The organism is Pseudoalteromonas sp. HF66 (genome assembly GCF_011806445.1).
Lineage (GTDB): Bacteria > Pseudomonadota > Gammaproteobacteria > Enterobacterales > Alteromonadaceae > Pseudoalteromonas > Pseudoalteromonas apostichopi.
Genome location: NZ_JAATOU010000005.1, coordinates 182,959 through 207,609 on the forward strand (window position 1 = coordinate 182,959; position 24,651 = coordinate 207,609).

18 protein-coding genes are annotated in these 24,651 nt (G+C 37.9%); 1 reads left to right on the forward strand and 17 read right to left on the reverse strand.

Annotation, left to right across the window (positions count from 1 at the left end; all coding sequences use genetic code 11):
- Window positions 1-3: 3 nt before the first annotated feature.
- The 4 genes from HCZ11_RS07555 to HCZ11_RS07570 all read right to left on the reverse strand — a co-directional run bounded on the left by HCZ11_RS07555 (window position 4) and on the right by HCZ11_RS07570 (window position 4,738).
- A complete protein-coding gene (locus HCZ11_RS07555; protein WP_167658093.1) occupies window positions 4-1,167 on the reverse strand; it encodes a dsDNA nuclease domain-containing protein in 1,164 nt (387 codons plus the stop codon).
- Between the two features lie 307 nt (window positions 1,168-1,474).
- Window positions 1,475-1,663 (reverse strand): hypothetical protein, encoded by a 189-nt coding sequence (locus HCZ11_RS19630; protein WP_254869122.1) that lies wholly within the window; start codon window positions 1,661-1,663, stop codon window positions 1,475-1,477.
- A 449-nt stretch (window positions 1,664-2,112) separates the two neighbouring features.
- Window positions 2,113-2,421, reverse strand: a complete 309-nt coding sequence (locus tag HCZ11_RS07565; protein WP_167658094.1) for a hypothetical protein — start codon at window positions 2,419-2,421, stop codon at window positions 2,113-2,115.
- Window positions 2,422-2,545: 124 nt separating this feature from the next.
- A complete protein-coding gene (locus HCZ11_RS07570; RefSeq protein WP_167658095.1) occupies window positions 2,546-4,738 on the reverse strand; it encodes a hypothetical protein in 2,193 nt (730 codons plus the stop codon).
- A 296-nt stretch (window positions 4,739-5,034) separates the two neighbouring features.
- Between HCZ11_RS07570 and HCZ11_RS07575 the strand changes: the two genes are divergently transcribed.
- Window positions 5,035-6,825: a cold shock domain-containing protein gene (locus HCZ11_RS07575; RefSeq protein WP_167658096.1), complete on the forward strand. Its 1,791-nt coding sequence runs from the start codon at window positions 5,035-5,037 to the stop codon at window positions 6,823-6,825.
- On the opposite strand, the gene HCZ11_RS07580 is transcribed toward HCZ11_RS07575, so the two are convergent.
- From HCZ11_RS07580 to HCZ11_RS07640, 13 genes are all read right to left on the reverse strand, one after another.
- Window positions 6,803-6,976 (reverse strand): hypothetical protein, encoded by a 174-nt coding sequence (locus HCZ11_RS07580; protein WP_167658097.1) that lies wholly within the window; start codon window positions 6,974-6,976, stop codon window positions 6,803-6,805. The genes HCZ11_RS07575 and HCZ11_RS07580 overlap by 23 nt on opposite strands.
- An 89-nt stretch (window positions 6,977-7,065) precedes the next feature.
- The gene (locus tag HCZ11_RS07585; RefSeq protein ID WP_167658098.1) at window positions 7,066-7,527 is read right to left on the reverse strand and encodes a DUF2384 domain-containing protein; all 462 of its coding nucleotides are present in this window, start codon (window positions 7,525-7,527) and stop codon (window positions 7,066-7,068) included.
- 62 nt (window positions 7,528-7,589) lie between these two features.
- Window positions 7,590-8,354 carry a hypothetical protein gene (locus HCZ11_RS07590; RefSeq protein ID WP_167658099.1) on the reverse strand — a complete coding sequence of 255 codons (765 nt, stop codon included), beginning with the start codon at window positions 8,352-8,354 and terminating at the stop codon, window positions 7,590-7,592.
- Entirely contained in the window at window positions 8,351-9,184 is an 834-nt protein-coding gene (locus HCZ11_RS07595; protein WP_167658100.1) for a hypothetical protein, read from the reverse strand. The genes HCZ11_RS07590 and HCZ11_RS07595 overlap by 4 nt, the downstream gene beginning before the upstream one ends.
- Before the next feature lie 100 nt (window positions 9,185-9,284).
- Window positions 9,285-10,703, reverse strand: a complete 1,419-nt coding sequence (locus tag HCZ11_RS07600; protein WP_167658101.1) for a TnsD family Tn7-like transposition protein — start codon at window positions 10,701-10,703, stop codon at window positions 9,285-9,287.
- A gap of 25 nt (window positions 10,704-10,728) precedes the next feature.
- Window positions 10,729-11,721, reverse strand: a complete 993-nt coding sequence (locus tag HCZ11_RS07605; protein WP_167658102.1) for a TniQ family protein — start codon at window positions 11,719-11,721, stop codon at window positions 10,729-10,731.
- The gene (locus HCZ11_RS07610) at window positions 11,718-13,160 is read right to left on the reverse strand and encodes an ATP-binding protein (protein ID WP_167658103.1); all 1,443 of its coding nucleotides are present in this window, start codon (window positions 13,158-13,160) and stop codon (window positions 11,718-11,720) included. Before HCZ11_RS07610 ends, HCZ11_RS07605 begins: the two co-directional genes overlap by 4 nt.
- On the reverse strand, window positions 13,160-14,929 hold the full coding sequence (locus HCZ11_RS07615; RefSeq protein ID WP_167658104.1) for a transposase family protein: 1,770 nt from the start codon (window positions 14,927-14,929) through the stop codon (window positions 13,160-13,162). Before HCZ11_RS07615 ends, HCZ11_RS07610 begins: the two co-directional genes overlap by 1 nt.
- 443 nt (window positions 14,930-15,372) lie before the next feature.
- On the reverse strand, window positions 15,373-16,179 hold the full coding sequence (locus tag HCZ11_RS07620; protein WP_167658105.1) for a TnsA endonuclease N-terminal domain-containing protein: 807 nt from the start codon (window positions 16,177-16,179) through the stop codon (window positions 15,373-15,375).
- Window positions 16,180-16,596: 417 nt separating this feature from the next.
- Complete coding sequence (locus HCZ11_RS07625; RefSeq protein ID WP_167658106.1) at window positions 16,597-17,862, reverse strand: DUF2130 domain-containing protein; 1,266 nt, start codon at window positions 17,860-17,862, stop codon at window positions 16,597-16,599.
- Between the two features lie 207 nt (window positions 17,863-18,069).
- A complete protein-coding gene (brxL, locus tag HCZ11_RS07630) occupies window positions 18,070-20,133 on the reverse strand; it encodes a BREX system Lon protease-like protein BrxL (protein ID WP_010607316.1) in 2,064 nt (687 codons plus the stop codon).
- Between the two features lie 62 nt (window positions 20,134-20,195).
- The gene (gene pglZ / locus HCZ11_RS07635; RefSeq protein WP_167658107.1) at window positions 20,196-22,778 is read right to left on the reverse strand and encodes a BREX-1 system phosphatase PglZ type A; all 2,583 of its coding nucleotides are present in this window, start codon (window positions 22,776-22,778) and stop codon (window positions 20,196-20,198) included.
- Window positions 22,775-24,643, reverse strand: a complete 1,869-nt coding sequence (locus HCZ11_RS07640) for a DUF262 domain-containing protein (protein ID WP_167658108.1) — start codon at window positions 24,641-24,643, stop codon at window positions 22,775-22,777. Before HCZ11_RS07640 ends, pglZ begins: the two co-directional genes overlap by 4 nt.
- Window positions 24,644-24,651 lie beyond the last annotated feature (8 nt).

A 24,651-nucleotide genomic window follows, 5' to 3' on the forward strand; every position in this document is an offset into this window, starting at 1 on the left:
AATTTATTGAGACCTCACCATTACTGAGAACAATCCACCTAAAACAATCTCTTCACTTAAAGCTGTGAAGCACTTTTCCTTTTTTAAGTCACTAAATATTCTTTCTACATCTTCTTTTAATTCAGTAAATCCAAACCCTGTCACTATTCTCTGTTTTACAGCGTCCGATAACTTAGATTCCAGCATCATTAAATTAAAGTCAGGTACATCGTGCCTGTACTTCCTATACCAAATGTCCCATTCAGTTTTGCATTTTGCTGCATAGTCAATGAGTTGCTTTGGTGTATCAGTTTTCTTTAAAATCCGCTGTAATATTGAAAGGTTTTTTAGCGCCTTTGTGTCACCACCACTAGTTAGCATATCGTAGCCAATTTTCGATAAACTCAAGACTTCCAGCAATTCATCAATGCCAACCCCAGCTAATTCATCCAAGGTTTTTTCATCTAACGATTTCGGCAAAACTCCCACAGATTTGCTTTCTACCAAAGCCATCAAGTTATCAATAATCTCTCTTGCTTCCATATACTGAAGATCAATTTCGCTGTACAGAAAGATTTTTTCTCTGGCAATAGACTCGAATATAGCGCCTTCTACTTTTAAGTATTCGACACCCGGATCTATTCCAAACTTTGAGATTAAAGATTTAACTTCATGTTCTTTATACAATTGAGTTTCGTCACTGAAACAATTGTTAAAATGCTCAACTAGAGCTGCTAAGGTTTTATTTGTAAAATCTTCTTCATCTAACGCTTCCAGCAGATCTTCAACTTCGTCTTTGACATGGATGTTGGTTAGAAAAATAACTTTTTCACACGAAGCTGAAAAATTGACAGTATGAATCAAAAGTTTTCCAGCAAAGCTATCCGTAATTCTCTCAACGATATCTTCAGGCTTTTTTTTATTGTTTATCCCAAAAATATCTATTAGCGACCATTGTGCATTTCTTCTTTTCTTAGTTTTAACCTGAAAAAAGTGATAATACGTTTTCCCGTCAATAATCTTTCTAACAACGAAGTCGTCATGCCAATCGCAAAACACTCGATCAACAGTATTATTTTCTAGAATTTCTAAAGTGGCTAAACTAGCAGCTCTAGTTTGGGCTTTATACCTAGATAAAGTATCTCTACCGTCCTGTTCTCTAGGATCTACTTCATGTAACTTAACCAACTGTCAGCAACCTCTCATTATTGGAGTTGCTTTGCAGGAAAGATTTGTGATTGGATATGCATCACTTTCTATCCATGAAAGCTTATTATTAATATTTTTAAAGGTTAATAATGACAGTTAAGTCGATTTAAATCGACACTGTATATTATTACAGTGCTTTTACCAATATCAAGTGTCAGTTTTGAATTATTAAAACACCACTCCCCCCTTCCGCAGAGTGATTTGTAGCTTCATAAACCTCTGACAGCTTCTTACGACTTACATGAGTATATAACGGTGTAGTGAGGATACGGGCATGGCCCCGCATCTATTGAAAGTGGCGTAAATTAGCACCATTGTCTAACATTATTGTGGCGGTATAGGTGGCACGCTCCACTGCGGTCAAACCTGCAAGTTTGGCATACTGTGATGCCATATCAGGCAACTTGCCCGGCACATAGAGTTTGCCATTTTTAGCCAGAAACAATGCCTTTTCTGAACCAGTGAATACGAACATTGGGCGAATCTTACCAATATAAAAAGCTAACCATTCACACCCTAGCAGACTGATTGGAACCAAACGTTCTTTTTACCTTTGTCGTGAACGCGAACCAACTATATTGAAGTAAAAAATAATATATCTGATCGTCAAAACAAAAAAGGTGAGCAAAATACTCACCTTTTGAAAGTTGTGTTAACCCACTTAAATAAGTTAACCATCTTAATTAAAACGTTAACCCACTTAATTACATGATCACAGTTGCAAACTTAATTCCGATAGTTGCATTCTTTATTCGAGATCTACAATTATGATCAGAGTTATTTAAGTTTGGGAAAATGCAGCCTCAAAATACTCATTTTCCTTTATCCAATTTTAATTTATAGATTGGGAATCTATTTATTAAAAATGAGTTCTCTATTATTAGCCATAATTAAAGTTTGGGAATCATAAACAAGTGAAATTCTCTATCTATATCTAGGCTTTCTCAAATGCCAACCACTACCTACGGGACATCTATAAGTTTCGAGCTCTCGATTGGAGCGCTCATAGAAATCATCAGCAGCTCTTTCTGCTTCAATAGAGCTACCGTAAATTCGCTTTTTAATACCATCACCAGAGACACACTTTTTACATGTCGTAATACCTGACTGAGCTATTCGAGCTTGGTCATCATGAACACCTGACCCAAATTTCAACATTTGGTAGTCAGACTCAATATCAACTTCTATTTGTTTAATGTGTTTTTTAAATAAATTTTCAGAAAAATTAGGCATACGTATACTCCTTGACTGGCCATATTGACCGTAAAGTTTTTACATGGCGGACGACTAGCGTCAAAGTAAGGGCATCAGGCTCTAGTACACCAAGTTTAGTTTTTAGATAAAAGGTAATTAATAGTTATGGGTTGCGCATTAGATTACGCCTAGTTCTTACGGCCTTTTCAGAGTCAGTTTCATAACCTAACTCAGTTCGCTGACACATAAGAAGCCACCATTCAGCAGCATTGATGCTTCTTTTTATATCTTGAATAGTGGGATCTTTCTTAGCATGTCTTCGAACTGCCTTATAACACTCGCTGGCAATAGCTCGCACATCCTCATTGGGATCTGATTTTTTAGTGAAGTTGACTGTTTTATGGACTTTTCCATTCAAGTCTAAACCTAATTCAGTAAGAGCTTTTAAGTAACCTTGCCTCCAAATTGATGATTGCTCTGTTACTTGGCTCGTTTCATATTTATCATCTTTAGCTTTTTCACCTCTACGAAGACGAAGGCGGCTTAGGAAAAATTCAGCTAATTGTTGGGAAAATTGTACATAAAAGTCTTCTTGAAATTGTTTATGCTTAGCTGCTGTAAGATTTCTATGCTCATTTATTTTTTTTGCACACTGATCTGCTGCTAGTTGTTTTAAAGAATCGTACCATTTGCTAAAACCTTTTTGCTCATACGAATAATCAAACTTTGAAAGAGCCTCATCAGAGAATGGTTCGGTCGAAGAGCGCATTAGAAAAAGGCGATGTCGTAAAGCTTTATCTGGTGCAGAACGATCTAAAAAACTAAGTAACCTAACAAGTTTTTGATGATATGCCTCTAAATTTTCTTCATTCTCCTCTTTTACGATTTCACCACGTATTATCCCAATACTTTTATCTATATAGGAAACCATCTCTTCTTGTTTTAGCCTGTCCATTGCTACAACAGTCCAATCAGGAATTAACGATTTAGAAAAATCCTTAGAGGCAATCAAGTCGGTAAAAAGCTCATTCCACCAAGCAGCGCATTCTGGATATAAATCTTCAGCTCGGCGGCTATTAAAAGGAATTGAACAAGATAAAATTAGTAGTTTGCTTTGATAGTCTAACTCTTCTAGAGCGGCTAAAAATACTTTTTTCCATAAGGTGAAATACTTACCATAACCCCATAAATCAACGCTATCCTTTAATTCACCTCGAGACTGACTAGGCTTTGATTCAAGTAACCTTCGAAAATCTTCTTTTATAGAAAACTCAATCCAAGCCGATATCTGTAGCGGTTTCAATTTTAAACAAAACTCATGATGAGCATTGTCTTTACGCTTATATAAATTATAAATATTTGAGGTGTTGTGGTTATAGTGCGTCTCAAAGTTACGATACGTAAACGTTTTAAAGTATCTGTCTAGGTCTCGAGCCCACTGTTCATGCTCTTCGGATGGAACATTATCTAAGTTAGTATTTATATAAAGTAATTCTTGAAGCTTTAGCTTAGTGTTTTCAAGCCATTCATAATTTAAAGCTTGAGTTTCATCACTATCTATAAGCTCAAGAGATATTGAATCATCAAGATTAGAGAAGGACTTATTGTAAAAGTATAAAAAATCGAACCACTTATAATTAAATCTACCAGCTTGAGAGTCGTAAGTTATCCATGCCCTTATAAAATCTAAACCACGAATTATATTAGTTGAAGTATTAGTTATTTCTTCAGTTTGCGGCCCTTGCACGACGTTTGAATTAGCTATATAAGCCATAGCTTTATATAAGCGCTTGCTATCTAGTGACTGTAATCGATGAGATATTTCATCAAAGAAACTCCAAAGTAAAAAAGCTCTATCGCTATCATTCAACAAACATAATGAAGTATCATCAAAAAATGCTTTAGTGAGGCAGTAATCCTTTCCGTACAACCATGATGAAAACATAATATAGCTACCACATTTATCCATACCGTCATTAAATAACCCAAACAGTGCGTTAGGGTAATAAATGTCAGCTACGTCCTTTAAAAAAGCAATTATTGCCTCATCATCCAAAGGGAGTAGGTAATATCCGTAATAACTTGCAATACTATTTACAATAGTTTTCTGTTGAGTCAATAAGATAGAAATGCACTTTGCAGACTCTGATGTATGGGATTGAGTTTCAGCTAGAGCATCTTCAAGAGCTAATACACCTCTAAATACATTCATCCATGTATCTGAAAAGTGTTTAATCATTAAAGTTCTGAAATTGCCTTGTATATCAAACTCATCCAGAGCTTGTATGAAGCGTTCTTTAGGGTCGTTTTTTTCATCGAAGGTGATATTGCCAAAAGGCGCATCAATCCTGCACATAGTATTCTCCAAAAATAATGAAGTTAGGTTTCACAAAAGTACCCGGCATTACCGGTTTGCAGCTGAAACCTCCCGTGCAATAGATTGGGAGCGGAGTATAAAGTTAGAGCAAACATGCTCTGTAGCCGACTGCAATTTTGTCTCTTCTAAAGCTAAATTAATTACCCTGTGAAGTCAAGAACCCGATTACTTTCTATTAATCCTAGTTAATACTCACACAGAATAAAAAATTAAACTGGAACATTTAACTTACTAAATATAGTCTAGATATAGGAGCAATTGAAAAAGAAGACGTTTTGACTAAGGAAAGAAAAATTGGCCGGGTAAATTGGTATGGTGGTTATAACAACAAAACTCGGAGAGAAAACAATTACGGTTTTTTAAAAACTATAGATGGTGACAGCATCTACGTACATGAATCCGAATTACTCTGCCCGCCTTCTAAGTTGTTTTCTGGCCAGTGGGTTACGTTTAATTTAACTGCTGAGGAACGAGGCCCTACAGCTAGCGCTGTAAATTTAACTGTAGATGAGTCTAATGTTTCAGCAATATTAGACTTTTTAAAACTAAAGGAGATTAATATATCAGTCCGTTTACAGCTATGTTTTAAATTATCTTTAGATATGAATAAACCTTGGTTTCCATTAATAAAAGATATTATTGAAGAGTATGAACTTAGCTCAACACCTGAAAATATTTTCTTTCCTAAATCATGGTGTGATATCGAACCTGACTCACCAATATACCAAATACTTCCAAAGAAAATTAGAGAAGATCGCTTCAACAAAGAATATAAAAAGGTAGAACCATCTATAGTTACTTTATCTAGTGAAGTAACTCATGTATTAAGAGAATATAAGTCGATGTCACCTCAAGATAAAGACTTAGCTTTAATGTGGGCAAGGAGTGATGCCCCCTATGAAAATGCAAAAATGCTCTCCGCTAGAGCTGCAGAGCTAATAACTATAGAATTTTTATCTGAACTACAAGTTAAAGTTACAGATGTAGCAAAACACCAGATATCAGGGGAGTCAAATCTTTGGCAAACCCATGATTTATGTATGAACTCAAACTCCCCAATAGATGTTAAAAATGCACGATGCACTATCAACGGAAATACATTTGTTGAATATACTATTAAACGCTTTAAAAAGGATCACCTGAATCAGGACGTTTCTATCTTTGGCGTATTATCACCTTACCTTAAGTTAGAAGATTTTAGCAGGGATACAGTAAAACCTAATCAACCAATAAAAATTCTTGGCCTCACGACATATGACTTAGTGAAAAGCCTTCAGTTGGAGTTCACCAAGCGAGCTTTAACTGTTGATTTCGGAGAGTCGACAAAATGGCCTATTTGGATTTTTAATAATAATTTAATGTGGTTTCCAAACCAAACAGAAGCGATAAGTAAGTTCTCAAACTTTACCGGCTTTTTTGGGCATGATAATTGGTTCCCTAGGGAAACAAACCTTATTCCAGCACTTGTCATTTCGGGTACAAAACTTCCAGCTTACTATGATAAGCAGTTAGCTAATTGGCAAAAATGGTTTATTAAAAAAATAATTGAAAAATCACAAAATGGAGAACTCACTCTTCCTTGGCTATATCTATTTACATTCCAACACTTCATTGAGGCAATAACTAACATTAGCTCAGCTGAAAAAAAGCAATATAAACCTAATGGTTATTATAAATTACTTTTTTATAGCGAACGTAACAACTTATTCAGCCAATTAAGTACAGCTCATAGACCAGCTTCTTTAGTTGATCCTTTATGTATTATTTGGAAGCTTATTTCAACATTAGATGAAATTTGGCAAAATAGGTATTCAACAAACCTTACCAATATTCGAAGATTTTATTTAAAAGGAGAAGGTTTGTTAAGTGGTTACGACAATAACAATAATAAAATAAGCATTATCGCATATTGTGGAGGATACATTAGTGGTAAGGGTAAGTGTGGGAATTCACCATTAATAATTGGAAAAAATGTGACCTGCGAAGTTTGTAAGATGCTAGTTTGTGATAAATGCGGTTATTGTTGCGAAAGATGTAAGAATCTTAAAGCTTTGAATAATTGGTAACACCACTAACTTCATCTATTAATAACATATTGTTTTCATAATCTTCTGACAATAACTCTAGCACTTCCAACGCAGAAGCATGTTCTTCTGGGGTATAAATTGAGCTGATGTAAGAAGCCTGCTTGGCGAGAGCTTGACCAGCTTCGCGCAATTAAATGTATTCATTGCAGCTCTGTTTCAATAACTTGCTTAGCATGAGTTTTAGTATCCACTTTTCGGCCCCTAAAGTTAAATCGTCTATTACACTGTGTAGCTATATTTTAGTTTATTAACTGTTTGCTTTATCAATTCGCGGCCGCGAATAGAGTTCATATAATGACGCGGAGGCTCGCCATTAAACAGTAAAACCGGAGTATCTAGCCAGCAGTTGAAATTCTCAATATTACCGAAGTACTTAACACCAAACTGCCCAAGTCTCGCAATATCAAGGGCGCTGTCACTCAATTGCTTATTTAGCTTTTTTGACTTATGCCGTATCAACTTGCTTGATGTAGTGTTTAGGCTCTGAGCGATAACTTCTACGCTCCAGCTCAATGAGTTAGCAAGTGCGCACACTCCGTCTTTTGTAACACCTGTATTCGTAAAATCGATTTCGGCAAGTGGGTTTGAAAGCGTTGTTAGCTCACCTTGAGTGACGACAGATATGAAGTCGCATTTACTTGTGTTGCTAGCTTGAAACTCAACCATGTTCCGCTCACTCATTTGATGTCTACTATTAACTTTAGTGAGCCGCACTCATAACTTCAAGCCTCATCACCAGCCATTCATTCAAATCGTATAACTGACTGCTCAAAATCTAAAATTGGTAAGTGCTTACGAATAAACGCCATGTCCTTTTGTCTTATATAAATTTCAGTATCTAAACCAGCCGAATACCCTTTCATTCGCACACTTTGCTGCGTTAATTGAATTTCTCCATAATAAAACCGTGAATTGATTTGGCGACTCACGTTGTAAAGCGTTGAATTACGGCCACTGAGTGTAGCCCCATAATGTATGACTGCCAACAGGTCTTCACGTGTAATTTTATCGAGATGAAGCTCTAAGCCGGGCGTCGTGTATCTTTTTAACCTGACCATCATTTCATGAAAGAGATGCATACCAAGACCTGCATTTTCACCGCGCACTAAATCGATAGGCTTTACATACCATGATGCCCTATTGCGGTATGCTTTTATCTGAATACATAGCTGCGGCTGGGGAGTTAAAAAACTCAGTACTTTAAACGCACTCTTCTTCAATTCATCCTTAAAGTGATAGTCAAACTTTAAATCAGACTGATAGCTAAGCTTTAATTCAAAAGCCGTGTTACTTCTTTTGGGTATGATGTAAATCTCACCCCACCATGAAATCAAAATATTACAACCAGCAGCTTTAAACTCTTTAAATAACTGCTTTAGAACACTTAAGCACTCAGCCCATTCTTCATTTTTAACATCGATGCCTGCTCTACCTCGTGCATGATAACTTAGAATAATACGACGTTTTCTGGCTTTTTTAAGCTGTGATAATAGGGCCTGTATATTCATGGTGCCGCCATTAGGCTCAGGTAAAAAGAAGTATCACGTTTACCGACCTTACCTGCTTTTGTGATACCTGCTCCTCTAAAGCAGATACGCCCACCATGGTAGTAGCATCCCTCAAACCGCAAGGTCGTGACTGTGCCTTTGTCACTCTCAACATATGAAATAAAATCACCAAAGCCGACATTAAACGCTTTATATATAATGCGCTGTAGCAACTGCTCAATTTCAAGTTCATGCGCTTGAACTTGCGCATCAAGTTGGTTCGACTCTTCAATAACTTTAGTCAGTGTGCTATCAGCATCAAGCGACAACGTATTTACACATGATTCGTCGAGTTTTTTTAACGGCTCCTTGACCTCTTCTAGCTTCCAGTATAACTCTGACAGTTCTTCGTATCGTTCCGTTTTACTTTCAAGCTCTTTTATCAGTGATAAAACAAACGGCAAGTATTGAGTATTACGAGAAAGCGATACAACTTCTGTGTCATCTAATATCACTTTCTCAATATCTACATACGGAGTGATAAAGTGCGCCTCGACTTGTGGCGACATAGTCCCTGAAAAAGCAATTTTCCTTGCCGTTATATGAAGGAATGAGTCAACACCGTTGTGAAACCGCTCATGTAAATCATAAAACCAGTTCACTATCGTTGTTTTTACTACAACTTCTTGTAAATTATGCTCAAGTAGCAGTTGCCGATTTTTTAACACGCACTCTTTAAAAGCCTGTGTATACTCAACTAACGCATAACTCGGCAGAGTTAAACGATGAACAGGCTCACTCTCGTGCTCTTTAAACTGATTAACATCGAAGCAAATCACTTGATGACTCATCCATATGCCTCCGTCAGTGCTAGTTTTAGCGTCTTTTTAAGCTTTAACGTATTCAATAAAAAGACCAACCCATCTTGATAAAATACAACAAAACCACCTCTCAACCGCTCTTAAAATAAAACTTTTTGAATGAGTTCAACCATGGCTTATCGTGCTTAAATAACCACACGTATTCTTTGTCAGCGCTGCGGCGTAACAATGTTATTGTTGGGCTTTTAAGTGTATACAATGTTGCAATGAGTGCGCGCCTTGCTTGCTGGCGGTGACGATAAAAACGAATGCGACGCCGAAGCTCTTTAATGATTGGTTGGCCGCTCAAGACTTGCTCGACATCGCTTTTTTTTAAGTTAAATTTATTCGCAATATCAGCAACGTGTAGGCCGATTATGAGCTGAATAGTGATACCTCGGCGAATAGAGTTACTGACTTTTCGTTCTTGTTCTTTTAATGAAATGCTATGTTTTCTGGCGATATTTCTTACCGTTGCAGCACTAACATTAGCAATTACTGTAATTTGTCGAAGCGAGAGTCCTTGTCTTAAAAGCGTTAGCACAGTGTCTTGTCGCAATGCATCTATTTCAGATTGAGATGTAATTGGCTCAGAATGAACCACTTTCAATGGCTCTTTTTGTGTACAAGCCTCAATAAAGTCATCAACATGCTCAAACAAAAAAGTGCAGATTAATAAATGCTTTAATGGGTGATGGTTTGCTTCATCATTGTAGAAAATGCTTGCGGGGAAAGCATACTCTGCGTCGTTTTGTAATAGCTTAAAAACGGCATCATGGCTCATGTACTCATCAAAATACACTCTCATCTGCTCACGCCACAAGCTGTGACGCACAAAGCTCGTGGTAGCCAATTCTCGGTTGATTAGTCTAATCGCATACGTTTGTTTTAAGCGCACTGGGTCAAAATGATGCGATTGACTGAAAGCGTAATTAAACGATGCGAGTTTATGCTCAAGCGTTGATATAGCAAATGAGGGCTCGCAGTCTATCAACGGGAAAAGAAGCCGCTTTCGTTGCTTGGGTATAGAGACAAGCCGGCAATGGTGCCTGTAACAAGTATTTGATAGCGGTAATTGATGCGCTCTAAGCCAATAAGTTTCACCAAATTGCTTTTCTTGCTCTTTAGCGCACAGAGGGCAAAAATGATGAACATCGTGACATGGAATGCGATTAGCTAACAGCCCCAGGGTTTTAAATGCATCAAGACTGTTTTCTTTTAGCAACAGTGCTCTAGCTTGCGCTCTGATGCTTTCTGTTGAGAATAATGTGTAGTATTGAAATAACGAATGCTTATCGAGAAGCTCATCGTGAGAGCAGCCACTGACCAAGGATAGACGATTAATAAAAGAAGGTAAGATTGAATCTAACTGAATATTTTTATTATCAAATACATTCAGCATGGACTGAGATATCGATGATGACACATCATTCAGCACTAATCGCGATGCGATGCTATAAACGGTTTCCTCGGCGTAAATACGTGGGTATATTTGCTTCTTTCGCATCATCAACCTCTGCTTATATACCCGTTAGTTAAGCGGCATTGTCATTTATCAAATCAGTTATCTCAATCGGAGAAACAACCTGCGGTACAGGCTCTGTCACGTTTGAGCTGACGAGTGAATATTGCATTGATAAATCAAGCTCATCTTGCTTTAAAAACAGAGCTATCAGCATCAAGTAAATCATTGGATGAAAGTGTTTCGCAGGATCTAAAAACCCCATCAGGCCAACAACAGAATTCAATGGATACAGCCCTGAAGCCAAAGGTCCCCAGCTAAAGTAAGGCATAAAATGAGAGCGATTAAAGCGTTTAGCTAGTCGATTTTGAACGTACTGAACTCGCTGAACATGATACGGGTCCTTTCTGTCATAAGAGAAAATACATATTTTTTGATGTATCAAATTTACTGCTCTAATCTTGCGCTCTGACTGCGGTATTTCTTTCAGCGCATCAACCCAGCTCGATAAAGCGATATCGGTATTTTTATCATATTGGGACGCAACCACTGACTTAGATGACACTGGCGGCAGAGAAAAATGATAAGGGTCACTTTTTTTAAGCAGCACATTGTGTTTTCGACAAACACGCTTGTAAAAGCACTGATGTGCGACATGAAAATATGTTGTCCCGTACTTTTCATCGTCTTCGCGCGCGCACTCGGGACAGTAACGCCACGTCAAATCTTGCGATACATTCAGTGCGTTATGAAACTTGAATATAGATAGCTTGTTCAGCATGTTTTCGACAGAGCTATCTTTAAAAACTGATTCATCTAAAAACAGGCTGTAATCAGTGATATTTGTATACTTTTCAATGAAACGTGCGAGTGAGTATTTTGACGAAAATGACTCTGCGAGCATTGAAAATACTGGCTGCCACAAACGTCTGGGTGAGTCTAATTTTGAGTTGTATTCTGACTTCATCATCGTTTCAAATTTTGTAAATCGCGTCATTTGAAAATAGCGATACATTATGCTCGCAGCGTGCTCGCCGGGCAGTGGCATAGGCGGCTGATAAATCATGACTCATCTCGCTTTTCATAACTTGCAACTATTGAATCAGCATCGATGACTTCGTCACCTTCATCAATTCGCTCAACTGCACTTGCCGGCTTCAGGTGATGTGCACTAGTACGTTTTCGCTTAGGTTTTAAAGTGTGCGTTTCTGCTTCATCATAATAATTCGATAAATCATCTTCTCCCTTCAAAGATGATTGCTGATTTAGCTTATTCAGAACATTATAATTTCTACGCAACTTCGAAAGCGGCGCATGCCACGTTTCAAGTCGCGCTTTATATACTTTTTTTAGTAACCCAAGGCAGTCCTCAACTTCTTTTTCTTGAGTGATAAGGTAATAGTTTCGAATAAATGCAATAGCAAGTGCTGAAATTGCGTCACTTACCCCAGCACAGAGAACGAGTAACTGAATTTTAAATTCATCAGTATGTACATGAGTATTTTTAAATAAGTCATTGTCGAAGTATGCTGTAAAAAAAGCTTTAAAATGTGACGAGTTCAGATGCCAAAGCGGAAATTTAATATGTGATGCAGAGCTCAGACGTCGAACTGTTTGTAGTTTTGTTGCTTTAGTTTCAGCTTCACTGGCGGTACTTTGAAATGTTGTTAATGCATCTTTAGTTGTTGAGATAATAATCGGCACACCTATCTTATTAAAAAGAGCTTCGAGCTCAGGTAAGCTCGGTGCATCTTTGAATTTTGATGATGGATTTAAGATAAATTGTGCTTCATCAATATGTATTATTCCGATGTCATACTGCTGGGCTGCACTTTGCATTGCATGAAATAGCTGATCAACTGAGTCACGCTTGCTCACAAAGTTTGCTGTCAGCGGGTGACCTACGACACGCTCAAGCTCATGAAAGAAATTAAACACTAAAGCTTTGCGACTTTTAGATGCTTGCATGTCAAAAGACAACCAGACGACCTGCTGCTTTTTAAACAAATTACCCCGGTACACTTCATGTTCAATAACTTGAGGGAAAAGACTCAAAACACGTCTAATTGTCACAGTTTTACCTGTACCGGCTTCGCCACTCACAAGTATAGATGGAACAGTGGCAACATACTCCGCTGGCCTTGAAACATCAAAGGCTTCATTATTTTTTAAGCGATAACTTGTAGCGTTGCATTGCTTTCTATAGTTTGCTGTCAGAGGTGAACGCTTTTCATAACACTGTCTAAGCTGGAGATATACACTTTCGTAAACTTGATATGCATGCTTTGTTTCAATGTATATCGATTTCATATCAACTATAAAATCGTTTACATCCATTTTAGAAAAGCTTTCAAGTTCACTCGGCAAAGGTTTAAGAACGCGTATGAGTTCAAAAAAATCGTCCTGTGACAGGGCGTGAGGTAACGCTTCAACAAAAGGGTTTCCTTGATACTTTTCAAGTGCTTGATGCTTATAGATGGCCTTCATTTTAACAATAGAATTCATTAATAAATATCCTCATCAAACTCATTAAAATTATCATGCTGACTTTCATTTTTGGCTTTCTCGACATCTTTAAGCTGCATAATCGCTTTTTGCTTTTCTGCCTTTTGTCTCTGTTCATCTTCAATCATGATTGCTTTGCGCTCATTAATGCCAGCTTGTATTGTTTTTTGCGTGTTAGGTGGTGCGTCTTTGAAGTCGTTTTTCAAACGATACTCTTCGGCTTGTTCACGGTGATACTCGAAATTAACAAGTGCGCCTTCTTTTTTGTATTCAAGTACTTTTCGATGGTTTTTTATTTCATTGAGTCGAAATTGGGCTTGCTGAGCAGTCATGCCTGCATACTGTTCATATTTCGCTTTAAGAGATAATGGCTGAAGCTCACCGCTTTCATCTTTAAAATAAATCACATCTATCGAGCCACCAAAACAGATAACATCTACTTTAAAATGCCCTTCGCAAGCTTTTGAAAACCAGCCCTGCTCCTCTACCCATGCACTGTGGTAACCTAGACCGTTGAACCTTACTTCTGTACGAGTTACCTTTGCTGTTTGTTTTGGCATAAGCGAGTACATTAACTGAGGTAGTTTTTGCTGAGAGATCATCGGGCGACTATAAAGCTCATCATTCATAAAGTGCAGCCACATAGCAGCTGGTGAAGGGACAACATCATCCATAGCCATCTCCGTGGTCAACAAGCTTTCTCGACAGTTAAATGTGTTATGAATACAAATCGCTCTGATTATAAGTCTATGTACATCTTCAAGCTGTAATATAGCTTTTTGAGAGGCATGCTGAATACTTGCATCTCGGCCTTTTTCTATACTGCCAGTTACGTTTGAAAAAAAGCCCATAATGATATCGAGCACTTTTTCTACAGTCCCTTTTCTATCGCCTTGGCCCGGTGGACAGTAGTCAACAAAATTAAAACCTATGATTTCTGTAAGCACTCTCGAAAATTCATTAGAAGTATTCTCACCTCCGTTATCAACACGCAGCCCCTCAGGGAAATGCTGAGATGGCCATTCAGCTGTATCAATATCGACATTATATTGAGATGCGTACACTTTTTTATTTTGTGCACAATTAATCAATGCCTCTGCAACACTAGCCCAATGAGGAGCAGCAAAATACAGTGAATATCCCATAATTAAATTTGTTTTAACGCAAATAATAATGCATATATACGGCTTGCCCGCTGCCTCTCTTTTTTCTAAATTCAGAGGATATGCGACATAAAAAGGTAACTCAGTTGAATCTGACTCACATAGTTGAGCGGCATACCTTACTCCTTCAGCGGCGCTACCTGTCTTATCATTGCGGTTATGTTGATAAGAAGATTTACCTCGTTTTAAAATCGCCTTTTGGATTGAACTAAACGCTTTATTAAACAATCGGTTAAATTGCTGTTTATTAATTCTTTTTGAATCATCAATCACAAGTTCAAAATGTGTTTCAGTTCCTCTTTTAACGATTTTTTTATATGAGCAATATTCTTTTAGGTACAGAGTATGTAAATGTTTTATACAAAACTTACCGTCTTTCTTGTCGACACAGTTTCTTAAAGCCAGTTGTTGAACTTTTAAAAGGTCACTCGGCTCAACTACTCTAGTTGATAGCTCAGGATTTAAGACTGGTTTTGGACCCGGTTTTTGCTGATAATTACGAAGACCTTTGCCGATTATTGCGTATTTAATTGGTAAAAGTGCATTAATACGACACCCTAGGGAAATGTAACAATTGAGCGCTCTACGTATTACTTTTTCATTCACACCTAGACTAATTGCGCGTTGAGTAATTGCACTACCTAAATGACCTTTTAAGTATTTTAAAATAGCCTTATCTGATTTAAATGGCGCTATCGCTGAGCTCCTAAAATCACGTTTATTTAACCACTTTGGATGCTTTATTATTAATTGTTTATCGCTAAGAAGTGTAAGCTCATCGTGTAAATAAAAAGAAGCACAACCGTCATCATCAAGCGAGTGCTTAAAGTACTTGTGAGCTAGGTTTCTTGTCAGTGCGAGCGGTTTTTGTGGCTCACTCTTTCGCTTCATCAAAGATAAGTTTGTTATTATAAAATACTGAGTCAGCTCATCAGTCTCTTGGATGACTTTTGATACTAGAAACTCGTCATCCTCAGCAAACTTTGATTTATATTTCTCAAAGCCCTCTAGAGTTAATTGTACTATGTCATTTGTAACAAACATCAGCTTTAAACCTCTTTGCACTCAGTAATAGCGCATAGCTGAAGAGGCTTATGCAGTTTAATTTCTTTTTCTAAGTCGATAGGTAAAATGTGCTTAAACAATGAATTTGCAAACAATGTCATACAATGCGGTAGGTCAACTTTGAGTGACGAAGCGGCGGCTTTCAGTGACTGTCTCAATGAGTTGCTCGGATGCTCAATAACATCATTGAGAAGAGCGCTTGCAAATTTTCTTAATTCACTGTCGCTGAGCTTAGAATTATAGTAATTAATATAATTCAGTAAGTTATGTGCTTTTCTTTTTGAAACATCATCTCTCAAGACTTGCTCTGTTCGCACACCAAATCGCTTCCAATACATTTCTGCAATCTTAAGCTTCTGGTTCGTACGTGTTTGATTTCGACCACCAATACTATATTTAAATGCATAAGCTACACGATATTCCGAGTCATTATCATCACGATATGTAATAAGTAGATCAGTCGTTAAAACTGTTAATTCTCCAGTGAGATGTTTACGGGGGTGAATGACATCAAATTCGTCAGCGATCTGTTGCGTAAGCATGTAATCAAGTGGGTATTGCTCTTTAATTTCAATCACATTTGGTTCAAATAGTTTTGTGATATAAAGATGCTTTTCACCTTGACTCATAAACGTAATAACTCGTTTTTGTACTGGACACCAAGAGATTGATCGAGTTCCAGCAGACATGAAAGTGCTTTTCACATAAGGGATGTGAATACCCCGCTTTTTAGCTTCGTTAAACGCTTTGATTCGTTTTACTGTTGATTCTGCTACATATAAATCTTTCACTCTATTTACTCCAATTCTCTACTCTATTTTTAGTAATAACAGCAAATCAAAGTTAAGCAAGTAAATGTCAAAATTTATTTTTGTAACCAACTGTTTTTAAATATCTTTTTTTTGGTTTAAATAGAAAAAAACAAAACTAAACACTAACCACCTATTTATTACACAAAAAGATAAATTAGAAATAAAAATAAATATAATTCAATGATTTATTTTTTAAAAAATATAAAAAACGTCCTAAAACCGATACCTTTTATTGTATGAAAAACACTCTACAAATCATTAGAACAGGTTGAAAAACAAGCTGTATATCCATACAAGCTTGAGAGTGGTAAAAGAATGAGGTTAGACTTTTTATTAAACAGAGCTTTCAATAAATGAGACCTCCAGCTACATTGGAGGTCTCCCCAATTTCCTTAATCAGTCGCCTAACAGGGCGATGTCATCTAATAAAGGCATGCTTCCGTGCGACAGTCCTTGCAATTCCCCGCAAATCGCCATCATTTGATTAGTAATGCCGCCAATTTGACCTTCGCGTTTCTTCCAGATCCGCTGCATCGCTGATTTTTCCTTATCCAGCTCCAAGCGCATTTGCTCTTGGTGATCGACTACTGCCTTAATACGCTGCACAAACTGCGTACTACAGATGTAGTCATAGAGCGCTTCCATTTGCTCATTTTTGCCTACACTCACCGCTTTTTGGCGCTGAGCTTCGGTTAATACTGTTCTAAGCGCTTCTGATAACCCCTTGGCTAGCGCAGGCTTAACTAACCAAACACCATCTTTCATAACCATTGGTTCTTCAATTCCCGCCGGGAACGCCGTAGAAACCAATACCGCAATATCTCCAGATACTTCTTGCGTGTCGGCCTTAAGCTTAGTGATCCAGCCATTTGACCAGTTCTCGGCACGTTTGGTCTCCCAAACGATCTTTCCACAAACCGTACCTGTTCTTAATCGAACCGTTTGAATGACGTCCGCACCACGAGTGCCTTTTCCAACAGGATCGATATCGTCTAACGGATACGCCTGAGCAAGTTCGTGCTCTAGTTCAAGCTCTAGCACTTCTCCCTGAAGTTGCTGCGATCCCTGTTCCAATTTGCGCTTTAGATCTTCATTAGCCTTTGACGCATCATCGATTTTCTTTCGAAGTTCAGCTTCTTTAAGCCTGAACTCATCACCAATGGACGCACGAAGCGACTCCTTTTCACTTTCAACGCGACGAGCTAACTCAAGCTCCATGTCTTTTTGCTTATCTTCAAGCTCAGTTTTAGCTTTGCGCAATGCAAGTTCTTGCTCACGGAATTTTGCTAATTGCTCTTCTTTAGATTTTAAGGACTCTTCCAAAGCATCATGTTCAAGCTTGACCGACTCTCGGATCTTGTCTTCCGCCTTTTTCTTCTCTTCAGTAATTCTTGCTTGCAATGATTTAGCACTGTCTTGGCTTTCAGCAAGTTGCTCTTGAAGCGTCTCAATCTGCTTCTTGAATGTTTTCGCAATAGACTTTTCAGCATCTTTAGCTGCTTGCTCTTGAAGGCTAACCAGCTCTTTACTGAGCAGTTGCTGATATTCATCTTCGTGTTTTTCAATCAGGTGCTTCGCAACAGCCTCTTTGATTGGGAATTCACTGTTACAGTGCGGACAAGCAATTTGGTCGTCGGCGTTAAGAATGATTTTTGAGTTCATGGCAAAATCTCACAATAGTTAAACACATGCCAACTATTACAATCTTGATGCCAAAAATTATCTTGTTGTTTTATATAGATTTTACAAAAATAGACGGGACTACTTATGTATACTTAATTACATTTACGTAAATTAAACTACATATTCATAAAGAAAAGCCGAGGCAAATAAACTTCGGCTTTTGTTGACTGGGTGACTCTGACTATTCTAGTCGACTTTAATATAAGTCACTTCGAATGCTTTTACGGCTCGATGAGTTTGCAAGCGGGTAGATAAACTAAAAGCATCATTAGAGTCATATTGCTGAAATATATCTAATCCTCTATCGAGCGATATCTTCCAACCATGATCGGTAACAATATGCCGAGCATGTTGAGTTCCTGAGTTATCAAATGAATACGCAAACTTTATCCCAACAGAAAACATTGTACTTTGGATCTGTTCGAAAAAGTCTCGCTGAGCTTCACCTTTTGACTCATCTTCAACGGTTACTAGGCTAACGACAACTTCTTCACCTTCCTCTTTTAATTTCACTATCGTTTCAAGCAACTCCATTAGGTTTTTAGCTTGATAGAACATTCGAATATAAGGGTCGGTAATCGTGATGTGCTTAGCGCCTTTTAAATATGGCCCAAAAAGCTTGTCATAACTCACACCACGTTGATTTTCAGCATATGTTACGTGATGCTCTTTCAATTCAGAACAAGGCGCGGACACTGCCTGTGATGGCTGTTGCGCAGAACTGACACCTACAGGCTCAATATCAGGCTCTGGCATACCAATATCCGAAACTTCACCAACGGTCTGATTAAAATAATTCGGATATTGCAGTTCTTCTAGGGTTTGAACAGCCAATTCTTGTCCAGCTTTATTACTATATGCAAAGTTAACGTCTACATAAGTACTATCTATTCGGAACAGTTGATCTTTAACTCGTTTACGACCTTCCATTGCAAACTTAAGAATTTCTTCAATTTCTGCTTCTGTTGCTCCGCCTTGCGGGAACAATATTTTCATCAAACCGCTAAACGTTTTATGTATTGCATCCCTGTCACGGGTTGAAATTTGAGAAGAAAGCTTGAAATACTCTTGGTATCGATCTGAGTAATCTTGGTTTCTTAAATGGCGCAAAACCTCCGCCAAATAATCTACAACAAAGCCATATCCGCTAGAGAACATTTCACCACGGATAATGTCGACTTCCCAGCCCGGAATATAGAAATGAAGACGGTCTAAAAATGCCGAGTCATAGAACTTTTCAGGCAAGGCATCAAATAAATCGGAATGCTTCAACATGTAAGGCAAGCTATGCTCAGTATTCCCCACAAAAGCCATTGATGCATCAGCGCCCAAGGTTTCGACACCACGAGAGAACGACTTGTTTGCCATGTAGTTTTTCATGATATCAACGAGCGCTTTATCGACTCGTTTTTGCTTACCTGCAAATTCATCAAAAGCGACGGTATCCCAGTAACCAACCAAACCTAATTTGCCGCTAGAGTTGTTTACAAATAACTTAGGTACTGTTACTTCACCACCAGATATCAAAATACCATGCGGCGAGAATTCAGAGTAGATATGCGATTTACCCGTACCTTTGGGGCCAAGTTCTATTAAGTTGTAGTTACGTTCACAAAATGGGATCAGGCGAACCAACTGAGTAAGTTTACTTCTTCGTCCAAAAAACTCTGGATTAAAGCCAATGCTTTGTACCAGCACATCAATCCACTCATCTAAATCAAACTTGTTTCTAGCACTGATATAACCATCATAATCAAAATGAGACATTTGGATGGGCTTAATGGTACTTAAAATCCAAGGGCTGGCGTCTTTATCTTCAGTATGGTCGTACTCAATATCGGCAATAACCCATACGCCACCAACCAATAATTTCGGGTGTTTCTTTACCGTACCAGAATCAATCAGAACCTTTTTAATGCCAAGATTCGAGAACTCCGTCTCATACACGTCTTTCTTGTCATTGAGTGATACACTCACTTTATCAATAACTTTATGGCGACCTTTCTCACGAATGGTGGAGCGAATTAACCCAGCTTCATTACGATGCACATAATGCTTAGCTAAAATTTCTTTAACCGTTTGTATACCTGATTCAATGCTTGCCTCATCACTTGTCGCACAATACTGACCTAGCAAGTATTCAAGTACATAAGATGGAACAATAGCGTTACCTTTTACGGTTTTTACCAAGTCTTTTCTAACAACAAGACCTGCAAATTCATCACATATTTTTTGGTTAAGTTTATTCATTCTTTAGTCCCAAATTTAGTAGTTAAAGTCCCTTTCAACTTTATTATTCATCGTCTGCTATCTTAAAAATCGAAATCAGATGTAAAAGAGCGCTTAATGGTATAGCGTAACTGTTTGTATTCTTCCCATTGGTTTGTTCCAGCAACAGGCTCTTCTAACTTTAAGATAACTTCTTGATGGTTAGCCGAATCCGCTTCTTGGTTGAGTAAGAATCGTAACTTCATCTCACGTTCACGCGCATTTTCAGAAGTTAAATCTACGTCCACCGTATGGCTATCTGAAATCAGCTTGCCTGATTCGGTATATATACCTAAACGTAACTTTCTAGGTTGGATTTTGTCAGTCACTGCTTCAACTTGATACAGAGTAACCGATATCTGCCCACTCGTTATGATGCTATAGCCGCTGCGCAATACTTCAACCTCAACCATAGTGATATCGCTAGAGCGCTTTTTATTAATACTGATGATAGGGATAATGGTCTCTTGAAGTGAGGCTCCACCATGAACAAAACGACTGCCAGAGCCGCTTAGCCTCATCCGTTGAATTCCTTTTGGAATAACAGCATGAACATCACCAGTTAAGCCCAATTGCTCGGCAGTAAACGTTTTAAATGATCTCCCCGCGCTGAGATTTTTACCTAAAACAAAACGTCTATCGTTATAAACAATTTCGCCTTCAACATCCTTCGCAGAATAATCGCTGTCATCTAACGCACTATTTTGATAAATAAAGCCGTGATCAGCGGTGATAACTAAGTTGTTAGCATTGGCATTGGCTAATTTCTTAATTAGCTTAATTAAATCATCAAAAGTCTTCTCAGTTGCTTCAAACGCTTCACCTTCCGATTGCATTTTATCGCCAGCATGGTCAATTCGATTATGGTAAATGTATAAAACGTCATTTCCCTTCAACAGCTCTCTACTGTTGGTCTGATTCATCTCCAACAGCTCTTTAGCCTGAATCGCACTTGCTCGTTCACCATGAATGGTCTTTAGCACCTTATCGCGGTTATCAGTACCTTGGGTTGATAGCTCTCCCATAAATACAGTGCCTTTGCTATCAGCCAAGCGCAGTGGATACTCTTTTGATTGTGGTAACAACGAGGCCATGCCTAATTGCGTATAACTAGGCAAAGACGACAAAGCGTGGTTTAGCTTTGCTTCATAACGGTCTTCTTGCCTAATTCGGCTTACCATTTCTTCACCAGCTTCATACCTGAATGCATCAGATATGATCACACAAACCTTTTTATTTTTGTTTAGGTAATTGGTCTCAACATATTTGTTGAAGAATCTGCTTTGAGGATCAACACCGCTAACCTGCCATTTATCCATATCATTAACATGTTGTTGCCAGCCATTAGTTAATGGCTGTACATAGTTATTGATATATAAATTTTCTATTTGTTCAGTAAGCGAGCTAAGCAACGAGTGTTGTGACGACGCTTTTAGCGCGTAAATGTATTTACGATATAACTGATCTAACTTAAACCAATGGCGAGTATAACTTTGAACCGCTTCAGTCGCTGATGGCATATCAAGTTGAGTCGTGTCTAACAATGCAAAGAACTGGCTTGCTACATCAACAGCGTCGTACAATAACTCAAAATCTTTATACCAATGACCTTGTCGTCGCTGACGACACCACAGCGCTACTTCGCCTTGCGATAAGGTTCTTTTAGCAACGCCGTTAACCAATTCATGTATCACCTTTTTGTCAATGACTCTAAAGTAATCCAGATCCAGTACATCCTTTAGAGAGCGATGCTGAAGGTCATCTTCAATTTTCATTGAGTTTGAACATTGCTCAGACAACCATTCAAATGTTTCTTGATGGGTTCTGCTGTCTTTCCATCGTTTAAAGAATACTAGAGCGTTATTAGTCATGTTTTGCAATTTAGCTGCATCAGAGTCCTGACTGACACCTTGCAAACCACTTGGTAGCTCAGCACAATAACAGTACTTAAACAGCTCAAACACAAAATCCATTACTGATGGGCTATCACTCTGATAACCATAATGATTGTTCACTTGCTCCCATAGAAAGTGATGCAAGTTGCAACGCTCAATAAACTTGTAAGTCTTACTCTCGGCTTTTTCAGCAATCAAACGTTCAAGGGCAACGTCTAAACGCACATCCCCTTTTTGCTTTGCGCCAGTTGCTATTGCCAACATTTTTAACCTAATGCGACTTAAGGTATCGTCACTTTCAATTAAGTTTTTTAATGTGGCTCTTCGTTCTTCATCTTGTGAAGCGGCCTCTTTTGCTTTGCCTTCAGGCTCAAAAAAAGCAGCATGTTGCTGAACAATTTCAGCAAATTCACTCGGCAGCTCTAATTCACTTAACCAAATTGCATTTTGATCTGTTTTAAATACCGTATTCGCTAGCTCTATGTCGTATAGCCAATTCTTAACTGGCTCTGGCTGACTACCTTCTTTGTATACTAAGAATCTTGATTTGTGGTCATCACGCAACAAGATGTGCTTAAGTGAAAACTCATTATTATCAATTTCAACTTTTTTAACGTCCTCAAGCTCAAGCGTTTCGAAGTCATTACGCAACTCTTGCTTGTCGTCGTACCAAAATACGATTCTGTGTTTTGTAAATAGTCGCGCTAAGGCGTTGGAAATTCTTGATGTCATGACATTACTTCCTCGTCTACCACTTCTTCATCTTGATCGTCTTCAGCAATTTCTAGATCTAGTACTTCCGTCATGAACACTCTGTTTTGCAATCTAATTTTTAGTGCCTGTCTGCGCTTTTCAAAAAACGCTTTAAACTCTGAAAAGCATAAGCTGTCATTATCTTCTAACAAAATATTGTTCTTTGAAACATTCACTTCCGCGGAATCTATCCACTTTACTAGAGGAAGCGCCCCTTTAGACATATTTTGAGAGTCATTTAGTAAATGTAAATTAGCTATGCTATTCCAGTGTTTGGGATCTGAATAAAAGTTAAACAATTCATCGCTATTTTTGAGGAATTCATGTTTATTCAAATTCCCCTTTTTAAATGAATCTTTTGGATGCAGATGATCTATATGGAAGGTCTCAGTTGGATTCATTTCAGGAAAAAGCAGATGTAATAACGCTCTACATTTACCTTCTCCATACTGTATATCCAATAAATTTTCGATGTACTCATCATCAAAACGCAGATCTTTATTAGACCCTTTATACTTTTCAATAATGGCTTCTATTGGAAATATTGGTTGTGCAAGGTTTTTGTCTAAAACATCCCTCATTCCAGATAAAATTGTGTCAGCTTGTCCACCAAACACACCTTTGAGCAGTACCATATAAAACCATTTACTAATAACGTTTCTCTGTTCAACACATCTAGATAGATTATTAATATCTTTATACAAAGCTCCACCGCCAGCCTGCTTTTTGTAAAGGTAATAACAAACAGGTATAACAGCATTTTTTGATGTTAGGGATTGTGGGTTTATACCGAATCTACGAATTAGCTTTAAGGTTTCTTTTATGCACGCCTTAATTTGAGGCCATTGATTTTGTATTGCTTCAACTTGCTCTGCCTTAAAGTTCTTCACTTTAAATTTTACGTCGGAATTGGTTAGCATTAAGCAAGTTTTCAGTATCCAGTCTCGGCCAACATAAAACCCCATATCAGAACTTTGATTGATAGACTTAGTGAGGCTATCAACTTCATGCCTAAAGTCACCATCCCAATTTGCTACTGCAATTGACATCAACAAGTCAGAGAAATCTAGCTTAGTACCGCCGCTGTTTGTACGAATGAACACATCCAGTACATGATCAATTTCTTGGCTTTGTTCATTAAAGTAGTGAATCAATTTTTGATGTCGAATTACGGAATAAAGTTTAAATAGTGTTTTCTGAGCAAAGTCATTACCATTAAGTTTGTGCTTTTGAATATAGGGTAAAACAACATTCATCAAAACATCAGTAGGTTCTGCGTAAAATTCTTCTCTAAGAATATTGTGCAAACAATACCAATGATGATCTTTCGAAGCGGCTTGCTTATCTGTTAAAAACTTAAAGTTATAAAACATCATTGACTCGTTATCATCAGATTTCACTTCTGATAACAAATCTAAATACAACTTCCTTGGTGGTAAAACTGCATCGTCTTGTGACGTCGGCCACCATACTCGGGGTTGTTTATATGCATAAGTGCTGCACAAGCCGATATATAAAGATGTGAGTCGTTGTTGACCATCTATCACAGCTTTAAAATCGGCCGATGCTGCATTTGTTGGTTTGTAAGGGTTTTCTTCGTTGAAACGCTGACAAAAGCCGCTAATAAACTCATAAAACTTATAGTCATTTTTAATTTGGCTATCTGTTACTTCCCACATCATAAAACTATTAATGGGATAACCACGAAGTATCGAATCAAACAGCAAACAAATCTGTTGACTACTCCACACAAACTTACGTTGAATTGCTGGCAACAAAAATTCGCGATTAATGCTATTAATCGCGTCTTGAATACTTATCGCCTTTTCATAATCACCTGCCATTGTGTTCC